Here is a 22,745-nt window from a genome sequence, read left to right on the forward strand (position 1 = left end):
CTCCTCGGACGTGCTCATGCGCAAGCTGCGTGGCATCGCTGAGATCAGCGATGATGACGCCGCAGCCTTGGAAGGCCTCCAGATTCAGGAGAAGGAAGTTCCGGCAAACAGGGATATCCTCATAGAAGGCGATCGGCCAACCAACTCATTTGTCGTCTTGGACGGCGTAGTATGTTCATACAAGCACACAGGTGAGGGAAAGCGGCAGATCACCAGCTTCTTTGTCGCCGGCGATCTCCCGGATCTGCACGGCATCCATCTCACAGTCATGGATTGCAGCTTCTCCAGCATGACGCCCGGCAGATTGGGGTTAATCCGCCACAGCGCTCTTCGCTCGATTTGCGAACAGCGCCCGCGCGTTGCAGCCGCGTTCTGGCGATCGACCCTGATTGACGCTGCAATCTACCGGGAATGGGTCACCAACGTCGGGAGACGGGACGCCTACGCTCGTATGGCCCACATGTTATGCGAACTCATTGTGCGGTTGCGGTTTGCAGGACGCATTGAGGACCACGTCGCGGATCTGCCGATCACCCAGGCAGCATTTGGTGATGCGGTGGGTTTGTCCGTGGTTCACGTGAACCGCACGCTTCAGGCGCTACGAGGCGACGGGCTGATCGCGATGTCAGGTACAAAGTTCCGTGCCGTCGATTGGCCGGGTTTGGTTCAGGCAGGGGACTTTGATCCGACTTACCTGCACCAGAAGGACCCGGACGTGGCATTCTAATGACGGAAGCCAACATGCCAAGGTATTTCTTTGATAGCGGCGATCGCCAGCATCTCGTGGAAGACAATACGGGTCTGGAATGCGAGGGGATTGAGGCAGCGCGCAATGCAGCCGTCGAAGGGTTGACCGAGCTGGCGAAGGACGAACTGAAAGGTCCCGATGGGCAGCAACTCATCATGGATATCAGGGACGAGAGTGGCAGAAAGGTTCTGAGGCTTAGCCTGTCGCTGGTGATCGAACCGCTTGAGTAAACGCCGCCTCGCCGACGTCCAACAAAAGAGGGACCTCGACTGAACCATGCGGAGCACCAGCGGCTAGTAGCTGTGCAGTGAACGAGGACCGAGCTTTTAGCCGACCTCGCGGATCAAGGCGGTGCGGGCTTTGCCGAGCGATACGAACAGCCGATCTAAAAGGCCTTCGTCCACTTCGGAAGCCAGGCCGAACCGCCGGTCGTGCTCAACGATCCTGTCTTGGATCGACACGAGGATTTCATACCGAGCGACAAGGCTCGTCAGGACTTCCTGATGTTGGGAGGTCAACGCTTTTCTTTCCGCGCTACAATCGGGCATAGAGTCGAAGGCGTTCATAAAGAACTGCCGTCTCGTCAAATTCGCCATCTGAGAAGAGTTCCATTGCGCTAACGCTCAGGCGCTCCGCCTGCTCGCTACCGACGGGAATACCTTCCTCAACGCAAACACGATCAAAGACCTGCTTCAACAAAGTCAGGTCACTAGGAAAGGCAATGCCACTCTTTGCAGACTTAAGGCCGACCATATGCCTTTCCTCTCATTGGGGTGGAATCGCGTTAGTCGCTCACCGCGGGCGATACCCGAGAGTGATTAGCGCCGATCGGAAGAGGGTAAGGCAATGGGCGCAGAGAGTCTTGAAAAACGTTTGTACGTTTTTATCAAATGCCGTGGCTCTTAGAAACCAAGTGCGACCTTCCGATGTCTCGGCATACAGGAGACGGCCGCCGTGACCGTTGCCCTGAGATCATGTGGATGCCGGATCACCGATCAAGCGGGCATACTCTGCCTCCGGCTGCCCATATGAGCCGTCTGCCAAGGCGATGAGCCCATCTCGGTCGCGGACAATAACCTCTCCACGATTTGACCTGATCAGGCCGCGGCCCTCCAGCAACTGAAGTGCCACGGTGACGCCCGGCCGTCGTACTCCCAACATGACTGACAGGAACTCATGGGTAACCGGCAGCCGGTCGCCTTCTATGCGGTCGTCGCACATGACCAGCCAACGTGCCAGCCGTTCTTCTATTTTCAAGCGCGCATTGACCAGGGCGGTGTAGCTGGCCTGGATATGCGCGTAATGCACATAGCGCAGCAGAAACAACCGCAGCGTCGGGCTGTCGGAAAGCGCGTTGTTGAATGGCTCGGCGTCCATGCTGAGAACCTCGGCCTCCACCTGAATATAGCAGTCGTGCGGGGATCGATCGCCACCCATGATCAGCGCCGAGCCGGTCACGCCCTCGAAGCCGATGAGGCGAACCTCGGCGTCAATCGCCGGACGAAGCTTCGCGACCACCGAGCCGATTCCCGTCTCAAAGAAGTGGACGGCCTCGATCGCGGCATTTGCGGTTTCGAGCTGAGTTCTCAGAGGCAGAAAGCTGCTTTGAAGGTGAGGCCTCAGCAATCGCAGGTCGGCCGGAGCCATGCGTCGCAGCAGTTCATTTCTATATGCAATTTCTGGGCTGCGAGTTGGCTGCGGGCGGTCGCTGTCCTTTGAAAAGACGAGGTCAATTTTTGAGGTGTTGGGGCTGCTCATAGCTCCCTCCCGAATGGGGCGGAAGCACGATGCTCGCTCACAGCCAGCGATGCCCGTGAAATCTATCGCCGATAAGAGAAAGCTACGCCGATCGGCGCGGAGAGTCGATGCTTTCTGACTGGTCGACACCGATGGCTTACGTGGATGCTCATGCTGCCGGTTAAACGGCACAATAAGCCTTTAACTGTCCAGGCAAGCAGTGCGACGCCGATGCCGTAGGAAACCAGAACAACCGCCAACGCGGCCCAAGGCCTGTGTCTGCCAAAGCGGCCGCTCGCTGAGAAGTTGCTTCATGCCGGCGAACGCACACGCCTGGTGTTCCGTGCGGGCAATAAAGCCCGCGCCCCTGGAGGGAGAGGACGCGGGCCGATCGGTGCATCGGGCCGATCTGCAGCCGTCATTGGGAGGGAACAATAGCTGCACGTGCCGAACTTTCGTGTCGAGCATGTGTTCCTGAAGTAGGGCAAAAAACTTGGGAAAAATTAGGATCGCAACGTACAATACTCGCGAGGCCGGCGCACGCCGCGTCCGCAAAGTATTGGAACCGTTACAGGGATTGCGCATTACAACCGTAGCGGTCGATCCCTCGCCAGGATATAGCCGCGAAGGTGCTCCTCAAAGGCCCGCTGCGGTCCCCTCCCGCGGCGGGCTAACTTTGAGCTCGGGCTATCATGTTCTCGGCTGCGTCAGTGAATCGGACCCTGTTGTCACCCATCATGTGACCACGTAGCATTCGGAGCATCTCCGGCCCGGCGCGCTCGACGATGGCTTTGCAGGTGTAGGCAGGTTCTCCTGTTGCTCGGCAACGACATGGTCAAGATCGGGGATGATTGCGCCGAGCACCTGGAACCGCCAAAGGTCGTGCTCGCGGGGTATAGGTGTTGGAATGCGTCGCATCAGAAGAAGCCGAGCAATGTCGGCTGGCGATGTCCAGGTTCCGATACCACATTCGGCTTCATCGTCTAGCAGCTTTTCGCCCCGACGAGCCGCACCCGATATTGCCGGAAAGGGGAGGGGAGTTCGCACCCGCTGGCATCCCGGAGCAGGTCTCCGTAAAGAGGGCATGTGATACGCCACCCAGCAGCTGGCTTCGCACAATCGGTCTTGGTGCTGGTGCCATGTGATCGGGCTGCAGTTCATGCGGCATTGCGTTGGTCCTCGCGGCGATGAGCCGATGCGATGATTGCGCGACATTTGTGGACATTCGACGCACCACGGCCGGCTCGGTGGCGAACATGTTGGCGACGCGGATTTCCTGATCACCGTTCAGATGGAGATCGGTTGCTTGCAATGAGGAGACCTCCGGCAAGCAATGTCGAAGCATCACGAGTGGTGGAACCGCGTGAAAGGCAGCGTGCCGGCCGTTCCAGGACGACAGAAGCTCGTTGGCAACGGCCGGCAAACATACCGGCAATCGCTGTGGTTCCGCTTCTCGCATCATGCGAACGCCGCCTCGGCATCGAACTCGGGCTCCCAATTATCGAGCGCCTCGTTCGTGATCTGCTCGCGCCCGCTTTCGATGGCCTCGACGGCGAGGCTGTTGACCATGTGGAAGATGTTGGCCGTGATACCCTCGGTGATCTGCAGCATCCGCCGCAGCGATTTCGGGGTGAGCACCGAAGGTCGACGCAGCGGCGTATTGCGCAGGATAGACGCCACCAGAGTCTCGAACTGCTCGTTCGAGGCCCACCTGTTCAGGGTGAACTGCTCGAACCGACGGGCCAGTTGCACGTCGGCGCAGATGGCGTCGCGCGCCTCGTTGACGCCGAAGCAGACCAGCGAGATTTGCAGACGGTTGCTGCACGCCTGTGGCCTACATGATCCGCAGCGCAGCCTGTTCCATCTGGACGATGTCTGCGCGCGGCCGTTGCGGCGCGCCGAGAAAGGTGAGCAGTTCGGCGTAGAAGCGCCGCTCGCTGGGTTTGTGCTGGTTCTGCGGCGACGGACAGCTGTCGTCTTTCTAGTGTCCCCGCATCGACCAGTTCACGCTGCGCGATCGCGGTGCGAACGATGGCGCGGGTGTCGACTTCACGCCGTCCTTCCGCAAGCAGGGTGCGTCGGGCGGTCAGCGCCTCATGGAGCGTAATCGAAGGCAACATCACGTCGGCATAGCGGGCTTCCACGAAGTTTCCCCGGCGCCGGTCGAAGTCAATCCGCATCCGCCAAAGCCAATACCTCAGTAACCGCATCGAGCAGGATTATCGGCGCATCAAGCGCCGAGTGCGGCCGATGGTAAAAGTTCAAATCGACGCACGCCGCCGCGGTCACCGGTCCTGCATCGAGATGGTCCACATGATGCGCAAATGACAGGCGCGGTACGCCTTCAATCCGAACCCGTCTCTCAGTTCGAAATCCTCGCTGCCGCATGAGATTGCCAACGCTCTGGCAAATTCTCTGACCAGACAAAACTTTACGACGGAACCGCTGCCGCAATTCGTTGTTTCTCATGCCACTGCAGGGCTCGCAGTCGAAGGCGGCAGGACGTGGTCGACTGTTGGTACTGACTGAAGCCGGTGGTCAGGTCATCACCGCCAGCTGTGGCGCTTGCCGTCTGCGGCCAACCGCTGGACGACGGGCTCAAGGTCTTCGATCGCGATTCGCGTAAGGAGTTCGATCTGATGTTCCATGAAGAAATGGTCGCCGGCGCAAAAATGGGCCTTGAACTGCTTCGTGGTATGCTCTTTCCAGCCGAGAATGTGGTTGCCCGTAACATATGGGTCGACGCGGCCGCCAATCGCAGTGATTGGAGCGTCGAGCGGAGGATGGGAACCGTAGCGATAGGCGTTGTTCATCGCGTAGTCCGCTTGGATAATCGGAAGCATCATCGAGTGCATTTCGGGATCTTCGAACAGGGCCTTGTTGTTGGCGAAATTTACCTCCTTTAGCATCTCGACGAACTCGCTCTCGTCGAGTTCGTGTTCGGCCTTGCCGGTCCCGTGATTGAACTGCTGGACGTCAATGGCTAACTGATCGTCATTGTAGATCTGTGGCGAGCGACCACCGGCCACAAAGAAGTATTCCGGCTGCAGCCCGTGATCGCGGCGCACCCGATGGGCAACCTCGAAGGCCTGGATACCGCCATAGCAAAACCCGAAGAACGCGAACGGTTTGTCCTTAAGGAAGGGCAGCATCTCCGGCACGATGCCGTCGACCATGTCCTCCATCCGCAGCCAGAAGCCCTCTTCCAGGCGCGCGCTGCGGCCTGGCATCTGCAGGATGCCGAGCTCGATGTGATCCGGCATCTTGTCGATCCAGTGCTGGAATACGAGCGGGCCGCCGCCGGCATAGGGAAAGCCGATCAGGCGGATCGGCGCGTCGGGCTTCGGACGCGGAATGATCACCGCGCTCTTGTCGTAGGTCTGGGCGCTGTCGGCCACGACCGGCGCTGTCAGTACCGCCTCGCCATCCGCAATGCCCCCGAGAGTGGCGGTCACCTGCGTCTCAGTATCGGCCGCGAGCTCCGCGATTGAAGCACCCATCACGAGCTTCTGGAGCGAGACCTCGATGCCGCTCTTGGCGAGTTTGTTGCGGAACTCAATTATAGCCAAGGAGTCGAATCCCATTTGGTTGAGCGCTTCGTCCATCGGCAGGCTGTCCGGATCGGCGATGCCGAGCACACGGGCGACTTCTCCGCGCAGGAAGCTTTCGATCGCCTGACCGCGTTCGCTCGGCGCGACCGAGCCGAAGAGCCGCGCAAGTGGATCTGTCGCGTCGTCGTCATTGGCCGCCTGCGGATTCTTGTGCACATTCGACAGAGGCGTGAGCCAAGCCGGCGTCTCCCCGTACTGCTTCTTGGCGAAACGTCGCCACAGGATCGGCGCTGCGGTGAGCGTGCCAGTTGAGGCGAACAGGCCCTCCAGCCGCTCGAGCGCCTCCCGGTTGCGGATCGCGAGCAGGCCGAAATCGGTCAGGCGCTTGCGCAGGCGCTCGTCGAGTCCGGACGCCATGCCGGTTTCCGCCCACGGACCCCATTCGATGCTGACACCTGGCAGACCCTCGGCGTTGCGGCCCTCGACAATGCGGTTCATGGCGGCATTGGCCGCCACGTAAGCCGCTTGGCCCTTCATACCGAGAAGCGCGCTAACCGAGGAGAAGCAGACGAAGAAGTCGGGTGAGAAGCGACGGCTCGCGTTGTCGAGAACGAGCGTACCCTGGAGTTTGGCCCGGAGTGCGCGTTCCAGTTCGCTCGCCTCCTCGATCGATCCGAGCGTGGCGTCCTGAACGATGCCGGCGGTGTGGATGATCCCGCCGAGTTGATGGCCCGCCTCCGAGAGATCGCCCAAAATTCGCTCGACTTCGACCGGGTCGGCGATGTCAACCGCATGCGCCGCGATCTCAGCGCCCGAACGTCGCAGGGCTTCGAGCCGTTCCTGTTTGGCGCCGTCTGCGACGTCCCTGTTGAGAAGCACGAGGCGGCGCGCACCGTGATTTATCAGCCATTCGCCCATTAGCGATCCGAGAGCGCCAAGCCCGCCGGTGACGAGATAGGTCTTCTGCGGATCGACCGCGCAATCCATACCGACATCGCGGCTTTCGCTGAGGCGCAGGACGTAGCGTTCCTCGCCACGCACGGCGTAGGCGGTCTCCGACCCAGAGCCACCGAAAAGAATGCCGATCGCGATCGCGATTTCTGCGTCGCTCGGCTCCGCGCCGAGATCGATGTCACCCCCCCACAGATCAGGATGTTCGCTCGCGAGCACCATCGCCATGCCATGTAGTGAGGCGCTGACCAGTGAGGCTGGACGAGCGGCGTCCGGAATTGGTGTGTCTGTTTGCGGCACGGCACGGCCGGACTGGCCGACGACCCATATCTTCGCCTTCGTCAGATTGCCATGCTTGGTGGCTGCCTGAACCGTCTGGACGAACTGCATGAGGGTGGCGGCGTGGCTGTGCGCCGCCTCAACGATCTGTCCACTTGACGCGCCTTCCGCGCTCTCAGGAGTGACGATGATCCCCGCGACATACTCGTCGAGCACACCGCCAGATAGACCTGTTTCGACATTCGAAAGAACGACCGCTGTCTGCCTGGGCCCTTCCCGCTTCGCCTCGATCGCCTGAGCCAAACGTCCGGCGAGACCGATGGCATTGCCCAGGATAATCCAGAGGGCCTTGTCTTTCGGCAGTTGCGGCGCCGACTGCTTTTCCACGTGCCATTCGCGGCGGCAGTGCCATGCCAGCCGGTCGCTCGCTTTCGCGTCGATCCAGTGATGCTGACGCTCGAAGGGATAGAGCGGAAGATCGACGAGCCGGCGTTCATTATCCGGCAGATCGGTGAGTGTATCGATCGCAAGGCCGGCGACGAAAAGGCGGCCCGCGGTCTCGGCGAGAACCTCTTCGTCATTGCGGGTGCGATTGAGGCTCGAGACGAATTGTGAGGGCGAGGCAATGCCATCTAGGGCCGCCTGCGCCATCGGAGTGAGGACCGGGTGCGGACCGATTTCGAGGAAGAGATTCGCCCCAATTTCTTGCGCCGTCATTATGCCCTGATGGAACAGTACGGGCTGGCGAACGTGGTCGGTCCAGTAGCGCGCATCAGCGACTTCCTCGCCGGCGACCTTACCAGTCTTCGCACTGATCAGTCGGCCGTCGGGCTCGGAAAAATCGAGGGTGCTCGCGAACGCCTCAAACTGTTCGAGGATCGGATCCATGAGATGCGAATGAAAGGCGTGCGAGACCTTCAACTGCGTCGTGCGGATGCCTTTTTCCTTGGCGACCTTGATCAGCCTTTCAAGTGCGTCCGTCTCGCCCGCGACCACCGTACTGGCTGGTCCGTTCTCGGCCGCGATGGCGAGCTCAACTTCGGAGTCCCGGATCATCTGATGGGCTGTGTCCGGATCAGCTGTCAGGACGACCATGCCGCCATTACGTGGAAGCCGACCCATCAGTTCGCCGCGCTTGGTGATCAGCTGCAGCCCGTCCTCGAGTGAGAACACGCCGGCAAGATGGGCCGCCACGTATTCTCCGATGCTGTGGCCCATGACGATCTCTGGGACGAAGCCCCTAGCCTCGAGAACTCGGGCGAGTGCAAGTTCGATCGCGAACAGGGCGGGCTGGGTATATTCGGTATCGTGAACGAAATGGGCGAGCGTCCCGTCACCGTATAGGATGTCGCTCAATCCGTGCTTGCGAATCCGTGCGACCACCGCGTCACAGGCGTCGAAGGCTTCGCGGAAGATCGGATCACTCTCGTAGAGTCCGCGCCCCATACCTTCGCCCTGGCCGCCCTGTCCGGTGAACAGAGCGGCGGGAACCACGTGTTTGGAGACATCGACACGGGCATAATCGTTTGCGCGAAGACTCTCTGCCAGCCCCCTGGTTGTCCGACCGGTCGCGAAACTCCGATACTCAAAAGCGCGGCGGGCGGTGTTCGCAGTGAAGCAGATGGCGTCGCGCTCGTTCGGCTCTGCCGTATCGAGTCGCAGAGCAAAACTCTTGGCCATGGCGCCCAGGGCCTGTGGCGTGCGTGCCGAAATGTTCAGCGTACGAGGAATGTCCGGGTGGTGCGGCGCATCATTCGGCTGAGATAAATCGTTCGTCTCGCTCGGGGCTTCCTCCAAAATGACATGGGCATTCGTTCCGCCCACGCCGAACGAACTGATGCCCGCGCGTCGTGGACCCTTGGACGTCCAGGGCACAGCGCTAGTCGGCACGGCGAAGGGAAGGCGATCGAAGTTGATCTCCGGATTGGGCGTCTTGAAATTGACCGCCGGCGGCAAGGTTCGCGACTTCAGTGCCATGACCGTCTTGATTACACCCGCGATGCCGGAAGCGGCGATCGTATGGCCGATATTCGCCTTCACCGAACCAAGGGTAATCGGCGCGACATCCGCCGGCAAACCGGCGAAGACTTCGCTGAGGGCTTCGATTTCGATCGGATCACCCAGTTTCGTGCCCGTTCCGTGCGTTTCCAAGTAGGAGATCGTTTCCGGCGCGAGCGAGCTGTTCATGAGTGCTCTAGCGACGACGCTCGATTGGCCCTCGATGCTCGGCGCCGAGAAGCTGATCTTGTCGTTTCCGTCATTGTTGATCGCTGATCCGCGAATAACAGCGTGGATGGTGTCACCCTCGGCGAGCGCGTCATCGAGACGTCGAAGCGCAACCACGCCGACGCCACTCGAAAACACCGTGCCGCTGGCCTCGGAATCGAACGGACGGCAGTGGCCGTCGCGGGACAAAATCATGCCCTCTTGATAGCGATAGCCCGCACGGTCGGGAATGATTGCAGTGACACCGCCCGCCAGCGCCATGTCGCATTCGCCGTTCTGCAGACCGCTGCAAGCCAGATGGAGACTTACGAGTGAGGTCGAACAAGCTGTCTGGACGCTGATGGCGGGGCCGATGAGGTTGAGGCGATGGGCCGCCCGAGTCGCTAGGTAATCCTTATCGTTTCCCAGCATGGCCTGGAAGCCGGTCATGGTGTCGAGCATGCCTTCCTTGCTGAAATCGTGCGAGCCGGCTACGCTCCTGGCGAAATAAGTGTTCGGGCCGGAGCCGGCATAGATGCCCGTTGTCATCTCGGTCGAACGGACGGCGTAGCCAGCATCTTCGATGGCGTGCCAAATGTTTTCCAGGAATAGTCGGTGCTGCGGATCGAGGAGAGCCGCCTCACGAGGCATGATGCTGAAGAAGTCAGCGTCGAAGTAGCTGAGGCCTGTAAGCGGCGCGCCGTGGCGGATATAGTCCTCCGCTTCCCACTGCTCGGGGTCGACGCCCGCGCCGGCCAGTTCGACATCCGACAACTGACGAACGCTCTCGCGTCCGGCAATAATGTTTTCCCAGAACGCCTTGGGCGTATCAGCATCGGGGAACCGGCAGGCCATGCCAATAATCGCAATGGGGGTAGCTCTGTGAATGGGGCCGTTCATTATTACCTCGTCGCTGCTCCGGCCTTCTGATCTTTGGTTTCCGGAGCGTGTTGTCTGCTGGAGCGGGTCATCGGTGCGCAGGATCAGCGCGGAGAAGCGCGTCCTTTGGTCGACATACGCCGGGTTGCGAGACCGGCCAACGTCGTGTTCGATGCATCGCCCTTCGCCGAGTTTCGCGATAAAAAGTCTGCAAGCCCCCTCGGCGAAGGATGCCGGAAGACCAAGATCGCTGACATGTTGATCCCGAATTGGCGGCGAAGGCGGCGTTGAAGCTCCGGGACCATGATCGAACGCGCGCCGAAATCGAACACGTTATCCGAATCGGCGAGCGAGGGATGGTCCAGAAGCTCCCGCCAGTGGGAGGTAATCGCGCTGCACAGGTCACCTCCCTTCGTCGATCCGCTTGTAGTGGCACTGGCAGCCTTCTCGACAGGCGGCGCCGAGGTCTTGACCTTTTCGGCACATAGCCTTTCGGCGATTGATTTGCGATCGACCTTGCCACTTGCCGTTTTAGGCATCGCGCTCATGATCTGGACACGGTCCGGCGCCATGTAGCCAGGGAGCATCTTACGGACATGGGCGCGAACTACTGTTTCGAGACCGTCGGTTGGCGCCTGATCTTTGCTCGTTAGGCAGGCGATCAGCCGTCCCGTTCCATTTGCATCACGCTCGAAAACCACGGCGACTTCGGCCACGTCTGGGTGATCAGCTATAACGCTCTCAATTTCCCCAAGTTCAACCCTATAGCCGTCAATCTTGATTTGGTGGTCACGGCGACCACAGAAGAAAAAACAACCACTTTCATCTGACGTCGCAAAATCGCCGGTCCGATACAATCTCGTTGGCGTGCCATTAATATCGATAGTCAGGAACCGTTCCTCTGTTCGCTCCTTATCCTGGAAATAACCCTGCGCGAGACAAACGCCACCGACATAGAGCTCTCCCACCTCTCGTGACCTCACCGGTCGCGCATCTTCATCTAAAATAAAGAGTTCGACATTCGGCAGAGGCCGACCGATAGGCGGTAACCTAGGCCATTCGGCTGGATTGCTATCAAGCTCGTGACAGGTGACGACGTGTGTCTCGGAGGGACCGTACTGATTGAAGAGCCGACACTCGGGGAGGTTGCTGAAAAACTCGCGCAAACCGGAAGAGACCACGAGTTGTTCGCCGGCGGTGTGGATCTCCCGTAGACTGTTGGGAAACAGATTGCGCTCCACACAATTCGACGCCAATTGTTGGAGAGCGATAAATGGCAGGAACAATCGTTCCACCCGGGCACGCTGTATCTCGTCCGAAAGCAAATCGGGGTCGATCCGCTGTTCACTCGTTAGGATGACGATACGGCCACCAGAACAGAGCGTAGAGAATATCTCCTGAAACGATACATCAAACGAAATGGTGGCGAACTGAGCCGTTGCCGCATTGTCTGACAGCGTCGAAAGTTCGATCTGCCAGTCCACAAGGTTTTGAAGCGCTGCTCCTCCCATGTCGACCGCCTTCGGCTTGCCAGTCGAACCCGAGGTAAAGATAACGTAGCCACTGGAATTCGGCGACAGCGCCGCATCTCGGTCGGACGATCCAGCACCGGCTGCGCCCACTCCAATTTCCTCGACCATCACCGCCGAGCCCGACGAAACATCCTTGAGGATCGCCGAACAGACTGCCGATGAACTGAGGAGCACGCTCGGGTCCACTTGCGCAAGCATCTCGCGAATGCGACTCTCTGGAAGACTTGGTTCTACGGGAACGTAGGAAACACCCAGGATTTGACAGCCCAGGATCGCCGCGATCCGGTCAACACCGATGGGAAAATGAATTGCGACGCGGTCCAAACCCGCTTCACGTCCAGTTTTTAGGGCGCGAGCTATCTCACAGGCTCGCAGCCACAAATCCATGTAGTTGATCGTTTCTGTTCCGAAAACGACAGCCAGACGACGAGGAAATTCGGATGCATACCAAAGGACGGACGCTGCAATGGTCCGCTCTGAAGGGCCTGAGGCGTTGTTTAAATTCTGCATGATTTCCCTCAGAATGCCAGATATGATAAATACATTTTTACTGTATCCGTGGTAAGTTCACAGTCAATCCATTCAATAAAACTTCACATGTTCTTAATATTTCGACCGAGGTGTGCGGGCATCGCCAGATACAGTGCCGATCCCCTAGGCATCTCGCTGCCGGTTTCGAAGGCATGAGGAAGACGTGTCCATGGATGCCGGCGTCCTTCTGCGTGGCCCTGGAGGCGAGGCTCCGGAAATTGCTTCCCTGATCGGTTTTGAAGATGTTGGGCCTGTAGCAGCAATCGCCTCCTTGAGGGCGCCGGCAGCGGGCTTCACCCCAAGGCTGATGCTGCCAGTGAGCAACGACACCCTGCTGTGCGTCGTGCGGCTGCGCGGCTGGCCTCGAATAACGACAACAGCGGCCAGGCAGAATCGCTCGAAAGAGCGAGCAACGCCATCTGGTCGATCAGCTTCGTAATCTCATCCAGTGATGACCGTTAGCGCCATCAACTGCAAAACCGACCGCTCCTTTCCAATGCGCTGCCGCCCACCGCGTCCCCCCTCATCCAACGTTCGGATTGATAGAATCCCAGATATTCTCACCGATCCAGTCACCCGCGCACGGGTCTCCTGGCGCTACATATGGGCAAGGGATACAAGCTTGTTGCCATCCTGGGGCACGATTCCGCGTTCCTAGGCAGGGACCCGATTTCCCGCACGATCTGTCAGGTCGGACTTTTCAAGAATCGCAAAAATCTGCTCATGCGCTTCCATGATGTTGCGTTCGAGGGCGTCGGCGGCTGCCAAGCCATTGCCCTTCTCCAACTGGTCAATGATTTCGCGATGATTATGGTGGCCCGGAACAACTCTCGTTTCATTTCGCCTGAGGCCGAGGACTCGGCCCGCCTGTAGCCAATGCGCCTCGATTGTGTTCATCAAGACCTTGTTTTCAGAGAGATTGTAAACTGCGAAATGAAACAGTTGATTGAGCTTCAGATACTTTTTTACGTCAGCGTTCTTCTCCATATTGAGCAGTTCCATCTTCTCATTGATTTCTCTGAGATAGTTTAGGCTCTTCCCGGCAGATTTCTTCACACCCCAGACTATGGCCTGCCGTTCATTCAGAAGGCGCACTTCCAGAAGATCGCGGAGGCCTTCAGCAGTGATCATTGGAACGCGCGCGGACTGACGCGGCGCCCGTTCGAGTATGTCGATGCCGCTAAGCCGGTTGAGCGACTCGCGGATTGGCATATGGCTGGTGCCGAATGCGACAGCCAGTTCCTTGAGACGCATCGGCTGCCCGGGCGAAAATTCCCCGGACATCAGTGCGTCCTTCAGTTCGGCATAGACATGCTCAATCGTCGAACTTGGGGAAGCCTTCAATGGTGGTATTTCGTACTTCGAGCCTTTTGTCGCCATTTGGCATGATCTCCAAAACCGGTGCCTCGAACGCCCTGTGAACACGTCTCACGCGCTGCATGAAAACGGCGGGGCACCAGCCCACCCGAGCCCTGATCCGCTGGTCCACGCCCGAAGTGCGCGCATCGCAAACCACTTGGCAGGGCACCTGCCGCCGAGATTTCCGGCCACGACGACCCAGGACCAGCCGCCATCTCCAGCGCCCTGGTTCCGAAGCTTCGGCAGCCTTAACGATGTATCGGCCAGGAGCCGCTACATTGACATATGCTGGGGTGTTACTGCCAACCAGGTCAACACATGGCCAGCAGCGATGCTAAAGCGAATGTCATAGTGCTGGCCCTCGAGCAATTCTGGACAGATAGTTTTTGTCAGATGCAGTCGTAGTTGCCCGTTTCGAGGCGTCGTTCGTAACTCTGCACAGTCGAATCCGAAAAAGCGCCTTGCCACAGGATAGAGCGCTTTGAAAAGTGTCTCTTTGGCGGAAAAAACTAGGCTCGCCAGCCAGTCTGGAGAGAGGACCACTTGTCGAGCGATCAAGGCGCGCTCATCCTCATTGGTGGTCATGTGTAGGATCGCATCCAGAGCATGACCGCTGGCCAGCGCCTCAACGTCGACACCTGCCCGCCAGTTCGCATTGGCGATGGCGAAACAAGCGCAATGCCCACGCGTATGGCTTATCGATCCAGCGGAAGAGGAAGGCCAGAGTGGAGCCCCGCCTAGGCCGATTGGAATCTCAGTAGCGGCTTGACCCAGCGCCCGCAATGCCGCGTGTGCCATCGCTCGCCCGGCTAAAAACTCAGCACGGCGTATGGCCACCGCTGCGGACAGACTGGCAGGGCAGTGCAACGCCAGCAGGTTGAACAGGTCATCCGTATAGCTCTCGAGATCAAACCTGCCGCGCACCAAGATCGCATTGGGGAGCCCGGGAACATGTAACTCAACATCGGTGAAAAATCCACGTGAACGAGAAGATAGAGCGATAAGTTCGAGATCGGCAAAAGCGGTCATATCCCGTCGCCTCCCCTAACCTAGGTCGCATTTCTATCATGATATTTTCTGGGGAACGAGTTTGAGTTTGTTAATTTATATTACGAATTCATTAAGCTAGAGTTATACGTTTAGGTGGCGAAGCTGAGGGCTTGCGCCATTCGCAGGATGCGCCCCGGCCAGGACGGGAGTGTGGTGGGTCTTCCAAGCACCGAGTTGGCTGGGTAGGGTTTGCAAGGGGGCGAACAATCGGATGAACGGACGGCTGATGCTGGATTAGTTGCGCGTCCTGTTGGGGATTTATACCAACGGTCATGAAGCTCGACCGACGTGAGCCCACTTTCGCATTCCGATTGATGTGATTGTTTCGCGTTGGGCGATGAGCTTCTGCCAAGCCTCGCAGGCGGCGTCGATGGTGCCGGCGTGGGGACATCCGCGCCGGAGTTGGACCCCGATGAGCCAATCGAGGCGACGAGCCGGATCCGCTGCCCGAAGAGTTCGCGGCGATCGACGCCTTGCATGCGCGCTCGAATGCGGTCCTCGAAGGTGTGGTAGTCGAACGGCTACCTCGATCGGAAGCGGTGCCCGAGCGGGATCCGCTGATCTACGACCCGGATTGGGACGAGCGAACCCGGTCGAGGACTGGCGCGTCACGCTTGATCGAGTAATGTCATGAAATGCAAATTTTATGACATTGAGGATAGTTTGAACCAACCAATTTGCAGTAGAGACGCTGGACGTCGGGGCCAGACCGTTATTTTTTTGCGCAGCGTAGCCGACTAAGCGGCAAATACCGACTCTGCTCGCGCGATAACTGCCCTACCGAGCTCGCTTGACCTGCGCTGTTGAAGGTCGAATCGAACTGATACGCAGCTCTCCACGGCAGCGGTCTCACCGTTGGACGAATTCACCATGACATGCCGGATGGTAAGCGAACTTTTGCCGATCTTTGTGACGGAGGATCGGATTTTAAGAATGGTCCCCGCACTTACCTCTGCGCGAAAATCGGTCTCGGTCCTGACATCCGCCCATCCAAGGGAGTCTTGGCGGTCATCAACATCCAAGAACCGCAGCACGACCAATGTAGCGTCGTCAAACATGGCCGCGTAAAATCGGCGGTTCATATGACCAAACTCGTCGCACATCCATGGCTGCGCGACGCCAATAAAACTATCGATCTCGTCAGCCAAAATATACCTCACTAAGAGTTGGCGGAAAGTGTCGCATCGTCGGGATAACCCATGCTTGGGTATTCACTTCGGCACAGCTGTATTGGCTGTGGGCCGCGAAGACGCTAGTTTCACTTTGAATCGCGCCCACTCTCCCTTCTGGAGCTACTGCTCCGAGTTACCCGAGAAGCAATGCCCAACCGAAACAGCGGCAGCAGGCAGCGTGAACGGAACCTCGCGAGGCCAAATGAGCGACGGCGCGCATCGGAATGCCTGGGCCCCGCACTTAGAGTCGCCCGACGCGGAGGTCGCGGGTCGCTCGCTACCAGCTTCGATCCATATCATTCACCACCAAGCACCGCCCTCGCAACGCGCGGGTCGTTTTCCAATTCTGCCATCTTCGTTTCGTCCATTTGGAATCAATGCGCAGCCCAGGAATTGCGGTTCCAGTGTCATGGTGCGCTCGAGCTAGAGCTGTGCGCTTTGTGTATTTTTGTAGACAAAGCTGTCGCGATAGCGTCTCCAGCTTCCTGCAGGTCGGCGACCAGGCTCTGAACAGCTGTAGTGCTGTCGCCCGATCTCACGGCGGCAATTATGTCTGCGTGATGCCGATGCCCTGAAAACGACATTGGAGTCGCCTTCAACAGGCTCAACAACGGCCCATAACGCATCCAAAGCAATTCAATAAGATTCACAAGTTCAGGATTTCCGCATCGTTCATACAGCGAAAAATGAAACTTGTGATTTAGTTGTAAATACGTCCGCGTTCCTAATGCGCCACGCTCCGCTTCAATATCCATCCGGGCATTTATTTGGGCCAGCTGATCGGCAAGCCCGTTCTCGCCGCGTTCGACCGTCATCGCCACCGCCTTGCCTTCAAGATCTGTTCGAAGGGTAAGTAGATTGCGAAGGCGCCCAACGCTGGCTTCGGGAATGAAGGGAGTTCGCCTCGTTTCGGACTGCAGCGCGCGAGCCATGACAAGTCTATTGAGGGCCTCTCGAACCGGCATATGACTTGTGCCGAATGCGGTGGCCAAGTCGTCGAGCTTCAACTTCTGACCAGGTGCAAACTCGGCCATCATGATTGAACGAGTTAGCTCTGCATAAACATGTTCCAAATCTGAGTTTCTTGGCCGCGGCCGAAGCACGGGAAATTTGGTCGCTGGCATTTTCACTCCTGATCTGCCTGACACGGATGTGAGCATAGCGAAAATAATTTATTTGATCAACGATCAAAAATGGTTAGGCTCTGTGTGGTGGATATCGCGTCGACATGGGGGTTGACACAAATCTGTTTTGCCGGCAATTCTTTGATCAACGATCAATAAAAGGGTAACTGGTATGTGGAAGGTTGGTATCGATGTGGGAGGAACTTTCACGGACCTCTTCGCGGTCAACAGTGCGACCGGCGAAGAGCGAACCGGTAAAGTTCTGACGACCCCTGAGGAAAGGTCGCGTGGCGTCTTGAACGTCATTGCAAACGCCAGCATCGCACCGAACCAGATTGAGCTGCTTGTCCACGGCACCACGACGGCGACCAACGCACTGATCGAGCGCACCTTCCCGGATGCTGCGATGATCACCACGGACGGCTTTCGCGACGTGCTCGAAATCGGCCGAATGCACCGCGAACATCTTTATCGGCCCTATCAAACCAAGCCTAAGCCCCTGATCCGTCGTCGGCATCGCTACACGATCAACGAAAGAACCACTGCGTTCGGGAAGGTTGAGAAGGAGATTGATGCTGCAGAGCTTCAGCCCATTATCGAGGCCATCGCTGCAGCCGGCATCAAATCCGTGGCTATCTGCCTGATCAACTCCTACGCGAACCCGGCAAACGAGCGCAAGGTCGCCGAAATCATCACAGCCGCATTGCCCGGCGTGCGGGCAATTCCTTCGGCGGATGTCAAGCCGGTGTTCCGAGAGCACACGCGCTTCACGTTGGCTTCAGTGAGAGCCACGATCCTGCCGGTGATGGCCGACTATTTTGAGCGTCTTGAGGCCCGGCTCCGTGAAGCGGAGTTTACCGGCAATCTCATGATCCTGAAAAGCAATGGCGGGATGATGTCCGTCAACCAGGCGCGTCTCCGTGTCGAGGAACTGGTGGAGTCGGGGCCTGCAGGCGGCGTCGGATATGCGTCCGAAATCGCACGTACGGCCAGCTCGGTAAACATCATTCACACCGATATGGGCGGAACAAGCTTCGACGCATCCATCGTCGAGGATGGTGAGGGCCTCATCACCCGCGAATATGAAATTGAGTTCGACATTCCGGTCGCAGTGCCGATGCTCGACATCCGTTCAATCGGCGCCGGCGGGGGTTCGATCGGCTGGATCGACAGCGGTGGCTCACTCCGCGTCGGCCCCATGTCCGCAAGTTCGGTTCCCGGGCCTGCCTGCTATGGGCGAGGTGGAACGCGGCCGACGATCACGGATGCAAATCTGGTGCTCGGCAGGATTAGCCCGGATCTTTCGGGTAAATTTAAACTGGACGTCGCAGCGGCTCGCGCAGCCGTAGAGACCGTTTCGTCTCAGTTGAAACTTAGCATCGAGGAATGTGCCGAAGGCATGCTGCGGATCGCGACCGAGGCTATGGCACAAGCCGTCAAGCTTGTCCTTGCATCTCGCGGCCGAGACCCTCGCGATTTCGCGCTTGCGAGTTTTGGCGGAGCAGGACCGCTGCACGCGTGCGCAGTCGCCGAGGCGCTCGGCACGCCGACGGTCATCGTCCCCAGATACTCCGGTGTTGCCTCTGCTTATGGAGCGCTGCGACTGGCAATCAAGCACGACGAAGAAGTTTTCTACTACGCCCCGCTCGTCGCCAAGGAGCTCGACGAAATCGGCCTCCGCTTGAAGAACCTGGGTGATGCAGCCGTCGAAGCCCTTCTTGGGCAGGGCGCCAGCGCAGACGGCGTGCAGGTTAGCTTCGTGATGCGCATGCGGTATGCGGGTCAGACTTTCGAAGTGGACGTCGTGCAGGACCGGGGTGCTATCGAGCGACGCGACCTCGATCGCCTGGCTGAGGCCTTCCACGGTGCGCACAAGAGAGAGTTCGGTGTCCGGTCGGACGATTTCCCCGTGGAGATTGTCGCACTGGCAGTCACGGCGGAAGCGCCATCACCCGCTGGCATTCTGCAATCTAGTACGAGTTCCGCGATCGGCTCGCCACGTCAGGCTGAACGCAAGGTCTGGTTTGGCGGCTGGACCGACAGCCCGGTTCACGACGCCGCCGGCGCGGTCGAGGTCAGCGGCCCCGCTCTCATTGAAGATCCGCACACCAGCATCGTCATTCCACCGGGTTGGGTGGCACGCTTTGACTCCGCCCGCAACTGCATCTTGGAGAGGTCATAATGGTTACCTCAATCGACCCAATCACGTTCGAAGTGCTTCGCAACACGTTCGAGCATGTTTGCCGCCGCATGACGGTGATTCTGCAGAAGTCATCCTTCTCGCCGATCCTTTCGGAAAATCTCGACTTTTCGAACGCGATCTATGACCCCGCGCTGCGTCTGGTCGGTCAGACTGCAAACTGCCCCGTTCATCTGGCGGCGATGCATTTCAGCGTCCAGGCCGTGGCGCGGAAGTTCGGCATCGAGACGCTTCGGCCGGGTGATGTGGTGGTGCTGAATGACCCCTATGACGGCGGCACCCACATCAACGATGTGACGCTGACCATGCCTGTCTTCCATGAAGACATGCTTATCGGTTTCGCGGTAAGCCGCGGTCACTGGATGGATCTTGGGGGTGGCGGCCCTGGTGGCCAGGGCTTTGGAACGCACGTCGCCGGTGAAGGGCTTCGGCTTCCCCCACTGAAGCTCTATCGCAACTATGAGGTCGATCCGGACCTTCTCGAAATCCTGCTGCGAAACACGCGCACGCCGCATTACATCCGCGGCGACCTGCAAGCCCATATGGGCGCTCTGCTGGCTGCCGAGGATGAACTCCAGGCTACCGCGCGCAAATACGGCCGCGCGACCCTGCTCCAGGGAATGGACGACATGATCCGCTACACCGAACGGATCGTTCGCGCAGAAATCGAAAAGATACCGGATGGTGTCTACGAAGGCGCCGACTACGCGGATTCCGATGGCATCACCGATGCCAAGGTCTGGGCGCGGGTCAAGCTGACCGTCTCGGGCTCAAACCTGCACGTGGATTTCGCGGGAAGCGATCCCCAGGTTGCCGGCGCGATCAATTCGCCCTTCGCGAACACGACCGCCGCCGTATACACCGCTCTGCAGTTCTTCCTGGCGCCCGACGCGCCGCCGAATGCAGGCATGTTTGCGCCAATCACATTGAGCCTTCCGGATGACTGCTGGCTTAATGCGCGCTGGCCCGCTCCTGTCGTCGGCTGCACCACCGTAACGTCCGGAAAAGTACAGAGCGCGATCTGGCAGGCCGTGGCAAAGGCCATCCCCGATCTTGCGATCGCTCCTACATGCGCCGATGCAAACTGGTTCGTTGCTGCGGTTCGCGGTGCCGGCGGGCGCATTGATGTCTTCTCGGACATCCCGGCGGGCGGCTGGGGCGGAACGCCATACAATGATGGGCTGAACGTGACGCTGGATCCGTTGGGCAACTGCACCAACATGCCAGCGGAAGCGGCCGAACTGCTCTACCCGGTCGTCGTCGAAGCCTTCGACCTTCGCCAGGATTCAGGCGGCCCGGGCGAAAACCGGGGCGGTCTGGGCGCGCGGTTCAAGTTCCGCTTTCTCAATGGCGGCGAGCTTTCGATCGAGACATCCAGAACCATCGAGGGAAGCCCCGGCGTAAACGGCGGCAGCATGAGTCCCGTTCAGGTGCTGGTGCAGGAATATGGCAATGGGCGCCGCGAGATCATCGGTGGCCCGAGGCCGGATGGCACCTGGCGCTCTCCGCTTCTGTCATCCCACAAATTCGGGCCGAACGAAGCATTCGAATTCCTGTCCACGGGTGGCGGCGGCTGGGGCGTTGCGCGCTCCCGTAATCCTGAGCGTGTCCGCGAAGACGTGATCGACGGCTACATTTCGGCGGAAGCCGCACGCCGGGATTACGGCGTGGCGATCGACCCCAAAACTCTTGAAATTCTTTCAGACGAAACCTCCAAGCTGAGACAACAAGCATGAACAACGAAATCTTTATCACCTGTGCCGTGACCGGCGCCGGAGCAGGGCCCAAGAAGAACCCGCATGTCCCCGTGACGCCTGAACAGATCGTCGCCGACGTTCTGGCCGTCGCCGAAGCCGGTGCCGCGATCGCCCATGTCCATGTTCGCGATCCGGAGACGACGGACGGAAGTCGCGATGTCAAACTTTATGCAGAAGTGCTTGAGCGCGTTCGTAATCGCAACAAGGACATCATCGTCAACATGACGGCGGGCATGGGCGGCGACCTCGTTCTCGACGCCGAGTATCCGACCAAGGCCGTCGCTGGCACAGATCTCGTCAACCAGAAGACCCGGCTCCTCCACGTCGAGGCGCTGCGACCCGACGTCTGCACGCTTGACTGCGGCTCATACAACGTCGGTGAAGGCAATCTGGTCTACATTTCCACGCCCGAGCAAATTCGCGAAGGTGCGGCTTTGATCCGGGGTTACGGTGTAAAGCCCGAGCTCGAGGTATTCGATCTCGGCCACCTTGACTTTGTCATGAAGCTCATCGGCGAAGGCGTCTTCGCCGGCCCTGCAATGATCCAATTTTGCCTAGGCGTGAATTGGGGCGCTCCGGCCACCACGACGGCAATGAAGGCCATGGCGGATGCAGCCCGCGGCGCCGACGTTGTGTGGTCCGCATTCGGCGTTGGCCGCATGCAGATGCCGATGGTCGCCCAGGCTGTTCTGCTTGGTGGGAACGTGCGTGTCGGTCTCGAAGACAATATCTGGCTCGAACGGGCTGTTCCGGCGACGAACGTCGCGCTTGTGCAGCGCGCGCACGAAATCGTCGAACGCATGGGTGTGCGGATTATGTCATCCGCCGCGACCCGCGATCGCCTTGGATTGGGAGCAGCAGCATGAGCCCTCTTTCTGGCAAGCGCGCAATCATCACTGCCGGTGCCAGCGGTATCGGTAGGGTCGTCGCGAAGAAAATGATTGAAGCCGGTGCGCGGGTCGCAGTCTGTGACATTGATCCCGCTTCGGTAAGCTCGTTCTCCTCGGAATATCCCGAAGCCACTGCAGTCGTATGCGATGTGGCTGACCCCGCCAGCGTTCCAGCCGCTCTCCAGTCGATGCTCGCGGGATTGGGTGGCGGAGTGGACATCCTCTTCAACAATGCCGGCATTGCCGGTCCGACGCTTGCGATCGAGGACGTCTCGCCCGAGGAGTGGGCGCGAACGGTCGATGTCAATCTCACCGCCCAGTTCTTGTTCATTCGCGGTGTGATGGCCGGGATGAAGACGCAGCGGTCGGGGGTTATCCTCAACATGTCCTCAGCGGCCGGACGACTCGGCATGCCGATGAGGACGCCATACGCGGCGGCCAAATGGGCCGTGATCGGCCTTACCCAATCGCTCGCGATGGAGGTCGGCCAGTTCGGCATCCGCGTGAACGCAATCCTTCCCGGGTCCGTCCGTGGGCCGCGCATGGAGCGAGTGATGTCCGCCCGGGCAGAACTTACAGGACGCCCGCTCGCTGAAATCGAGGCCGATGAAGTCGCGACAATATCACTGGGTCGAATGATCGAACCTGAGGAAATTGCGGATCTGGCGGTTTTCGTCGCGTCCGATGCAGGCAGATCAATCTCGGGGCAGTCATTGGGTGTGTGCGGTAACACCGAAATACTCCGGTAGAAACATAGGGGAACTTCAACACAGGGAGAAG

General features: G+C 59.1%; 15 protein-coding genes and 3 pseudogenes. 7 read left to right on the forward strand and 11 right to left on the reverse strand.

Going from position 1 to position 22,745, the window contains the following annotated elements; genetic code table 11:
• Positions 1 to 16: 16 nt before the first annotated feature.
• The gene (locus tag AC0L18_RS26065; protein ID WP_473494794.1) at positions 17 to 727 is read left to right on the forward strand and encodes a Crp/Fnr family transcriptional regulator; all 711 of its coding nucleotides are present in this window, start codon (positions 17 to 19) and stop codon (positions 725 to 727) included.
• The gene (locus AC0L18_RS26070) at positions 727 to 978 is read left to right on the forward strand and encodes a DUF6894 family protein (RefSeq protein ID WP_292552555.1); all 252 of its coding nucleotides are present in this window, start codon (positions 727 to 729) and stop codon (positions 976 to 978) included. The genes AC0L18_RS26065 and AC0L18_RS26070 overlap by 1 nt, the downstream gene beginning before the upstream one ends.
• Before the next feature lie 96 nt (positions 979 to 1,074).
• Here AC0L18_RS26070 and AC0L18_RS26075 read toward each other — a convergent pair whose 3' ends face one another.
• The 5 genes and pseudogenes from AC0L18_RS26075 to AC0L18_RS26095 form a co-directional block, all read right to left on the reverse strand.
• Complete coding sequence (locus tag AC0L18_RS26075) at positions 1,075 to 1,314, reverse strand: hypothetical protein (protein ID WP_473494795.1); 240 nt, start codon at positions 1,312 to 1,314, stop codon at positions 1,075 to 1,077.
• Positions 1,283 to 1,501, reverse strand: coding sequence for a hypothetical protein (locus AC0L18_RS26080; RefSeq protein ID WP_065008840.1), 219 nt, complete (start codon positions 1,499 to 1,501; stop codon positions 1,283 to 1,285). The genes AC0L18_RS26075 and AC0L18_RS26080 overlap by 32 nt, the downstream gene beginning before the upstream one ends.
• A 219-nt stretch (positions 1,502 to 1,720) precedes the next feature.
• Entirely contained in the window at positions 1,721 to 2,395 is a 675-nt protein-coding gene (locus AC0L18_RS26085; protein ID WP_473494818.1) for a Crp/Fnr family transcriptional regulator, read from the reverse strand.
• A gap of 1,548 nt (positions 2,396 to 3,943) precedes the next feature.
• A pseudogene (locus AC0L18_RS26090) lies at positions 3,944 to 4,309 on the reverse strand (TniB family NTP-binding protein); the annotation flags it as partial.
• Positions 4,310 to 4,322: 13 nt separating this feature from the next.
• A pseudogene (locus AC0L18_RS26095) lies at positions 4,323 to 4,430 on the reverse strand (TniB family NTP-binding protein); the annotation flags it as partial.
• Positions 4,431 to 4,639: 209 nt separating this feature from the next.
• Between AC0L18_RS26095 and AC0L18_RS26100 the strand changes: the two are divergent.
• Positions 4,640 to 4,810 (forward strand): annotated as a pseudogene (locus AC0L18_RS26100) (DDE-type integrase/transposase/recombinase); the annotation flags it as partial.
• 221 nt (positions 4,811 to 5,031) lie between these two features.
• On the opposite strand, the gene AC0L18_RS26105 reads toward AC0L18_RS26100, so the two are convergent.
• The 6 genes from AC0L18_RS26105 to AC0L18_RS26130 form a co-directional block, all read right to left on the reverse strand.
• Positions 5,032 to 10,371, reverse strand: a complete 5,340-nt coding sequence (locus AC0L18_RS26105; protein WP_473494796.1) for an SDR family NAD(P)-dependent oxidoreductase — start codon at positions 10,369 to 10,371, stop codon at positions 5,032 to 5,034.
• Between the two features lie 83 nt (positions 10,372 to 10,454).
• Positions 10,455 to 12,392, reverse strand: coding sequence for an amino acid adenylation domain-containing protein (locus AC0L18_RS26110; RefSeq protein ID WP_473494797.1), 1,938 nt, complete (start codon positions 12,390 to 12,392; stop codon positions 10,455 to 10,457).
• A 675-nt stretch (positions 12,393 to 13,067) separates the two neighbouring features.
• Positions 13,068 to 13,793, reverse strand: a complete 726-nt coding sequence (locus AC0L18_RS26115; RefSeq protein ID WP_473494798.1) for a GntR family transcriptional regulator — start codon at positions 13,791 to 13,793, stop codon at positions 13,068 to 13,070.
• Between the two features lie 252 nt (positions 13,794 to 14,045).
• Positions 14,046 to 14,801 (reverse strand): 4'-phosphopantetheinyl transferase family protein, encoded by a 756-nt coding sequence (locus tag AC0L18_RS26120; RefSeq protein ID WP_473494799.1) that lies wholly within the window; start codon positions 14,799 to 14,801, stop codon positions 14,046 to 14,048.
• A 758-nt stretch (positions 14,802 to 15,559) separates the two neighbouring features.
• Positions 15,560 to 15,970, reverse strand: coding sequence for an acyl-CoA thioesterase (locus tag AC0L18_RS26125; RefSeq protein WP_473494800.1), 411 nt, complete (start codon positions 15,968 to 15,970; stop codon positions 15,560 to 15,562).
• A 431-nt stretch (positions 15,971 to 16,401) separates the two neighbouring features.
• Entirely contained in the window at positions 16,402 to 17,118 is a 717-nt protein-coding gene (locus AC0L18_RS26130) for a GntR family transcriptional regulator (protein WP_473494801.1), read from the reverse strand.
• A gap of 172 nt (positions 17,119 to 17,290) precedes the next feature.
• Here AC0L18_RS26130 and AC0L18_RS26135 point away from each other — a divergent pair, with 172 nt between their 5' ends.
• Genes AC0L18_RS26135 through AC0L18_RS26150 form a run of 4 tightly spaced genes read left to right on the forward strand, consistent with a single transcriptional unit; the run spans position 17,291 to position 22,714 of the window.
• The gene (locus AC0L18_RS26135) at positions 17,291 to 19,300 is read left to right on the forward strand and encodes a hydantoinase/oxoprolinase family protein (protein WP_473494802.1); all 2,010 of its coding nucleotides are present in this window, start codon (positions 17,291 to 17,293) and stop codon (positions 19,298 to 19,300) included.
• The gene (locus AC0L18_RS26140) at positions 19,300 to 21,054 is read left to right on the forward strand and encodes a hydantoinase B/oxoprolinase family protein (protein ID WP_473494803.1); all 1,755 of its coding nucleotides are present in this window, start codon (positions 19,300 to 19,302) and stop codon (positions 21,052 to 21,054) included. Before AC0L18_RS26135 ends, AC0L18_RS26140 begins: the two co-directional genes overlap by 1 nt.
• A complete protein-coding gene (locus AC0L18_RS26145; protein ID WP_473494804.1) occupies positions 21,051 to 21,941 on the forward strand; it encodes a beta-keto acid cleavage family enzyme in 891 nt (296 codons plus the stop codon). Before AC0L18_RS26140 ends, AC0L18_RS26145 begins: the two co-directional genes overlap by 4 nt.
• Positions 21,938 to 22,714 carry an SDR family oxidoreductase gene (locus AC0L18_RS26150; RefSeq protein WP_473494805.1) on the forward strand — a complete coding sequence of 259 codons (777 nt, stop codon included), beginning with the start codon at positions 21,938 to 21,940 and terminating at the stop codon, positions 22,712 to 22,714. Before AC0L18_RS26145 ends, AC0L18_RS26150 begins: the two co-directional genes overlap by 4 nt.
• Positions 22,715 to 22,745: the final 31 nt, after the last annotated feature.

This window comes from Mesorhizobium sp. WSM4819 (assembly GCF_055811215.1).

Bases quoted from the DNA above. Each gene is read 5' to 3' on its own strand.
- AC0L18_RS26135 (WP_473494802.1), top strand. From the start codon at position 17,291: ATGTGGAAGGTTGGTATCGATGTGGGAGGAACTTTCACGGACCTCTTC.
- AC0L18_RS26120 (WP_473494799.1), bottom strand. From the start codon at position 14,801: ATGACCGCTTTTGCCGATCTCGAACTTATCGCTCTATCTTCTCGTTCA.
- AC0L18_RS26145 (WP_473494804.1), top strand. From the start codon at position 21,051: ATGAACAACGAAATCTTTATCACCTGTGCCGTGACCGGCGCCGGAGCA.
- AC0L18_RS26085 (WP_473494818.1), bottom strand. From the start codon at position 2,395: ATGGCTCCGGCCGACCTGCGATTGCTGAGGCCTCACCTTCAAAGCAGC.
- AC0L18_RS26075 (WP_473494795.1), bottom strand. From the start codon at position 1,314: ATGAACGCCTTCGACTCTATGCCCGATTGTAGCGCGGAAAGAAAAGCG.
- AC0L18_RS26110 (WP_473494797.1), bottom strand. From the start codon at position 12,392: ATGCAGAATTTAAACAACGCCTCAGGCCCTTCAGAGCGGACCATTGCA.
- AC0L18_RS26140 (WP_473494803.1), top strand. From the start codon at position 19,300: ATGGTTACCTCAATCGACCCAATCACGTTCGAAGTGCTTCGCAACACG.
- AC0L18_RS26070 (WP_292552555.1), top strand. From the start codon at position 727: ATGACGGAAGCCAACATGCCAAGGTATTTCTTTGATAGCGGCGATCGC.
- AC0L18_RS26105 (WP_473494796.1), bottom strand. From the start codon at position 10,371: ATGAACGGCCCCATTCACAGAGCTACCCCCATTGCGATTATTGGCATG.
- AC0L18_RS26080 (WP_065008840.1), bottom strand. From the start codon at position 1,501: ATGGTCGGCCTTAAGTCTGCAAAGAGTGGCATTGCCTTTCCTAGTGAC.
- AC0L18_RS26065 (WP_473494794.1), top strand. From the start codon at position 17: ATGCGCAAGCTGCGTGGCATCGCTGAGATCAGCGATGATGACGCCGCA.
- AC0L18_RS26115 (WP_473494798.1), bottom strand. From the start codon at position 13,793: ATGGCGACAAAAGGCTCGAAGTACGAAATACCACCATTGAAGGCTTCC.
- AC0L18_RS26130 (WP_473494801.1), bottom strand. From the start codon at position 17,118: ATGCCAGCGACCAAATTTCCCGTGCTTCGGCCGCGGCCAAGAAACTCA.
- AC0L18_RS26150 (WP_473494805.1), top strand. From the start codon at position 21,938: ATGAGCCCTCTTTCTGGCAAGCGCGCAATCATCACTGCCGGTGCCAGC.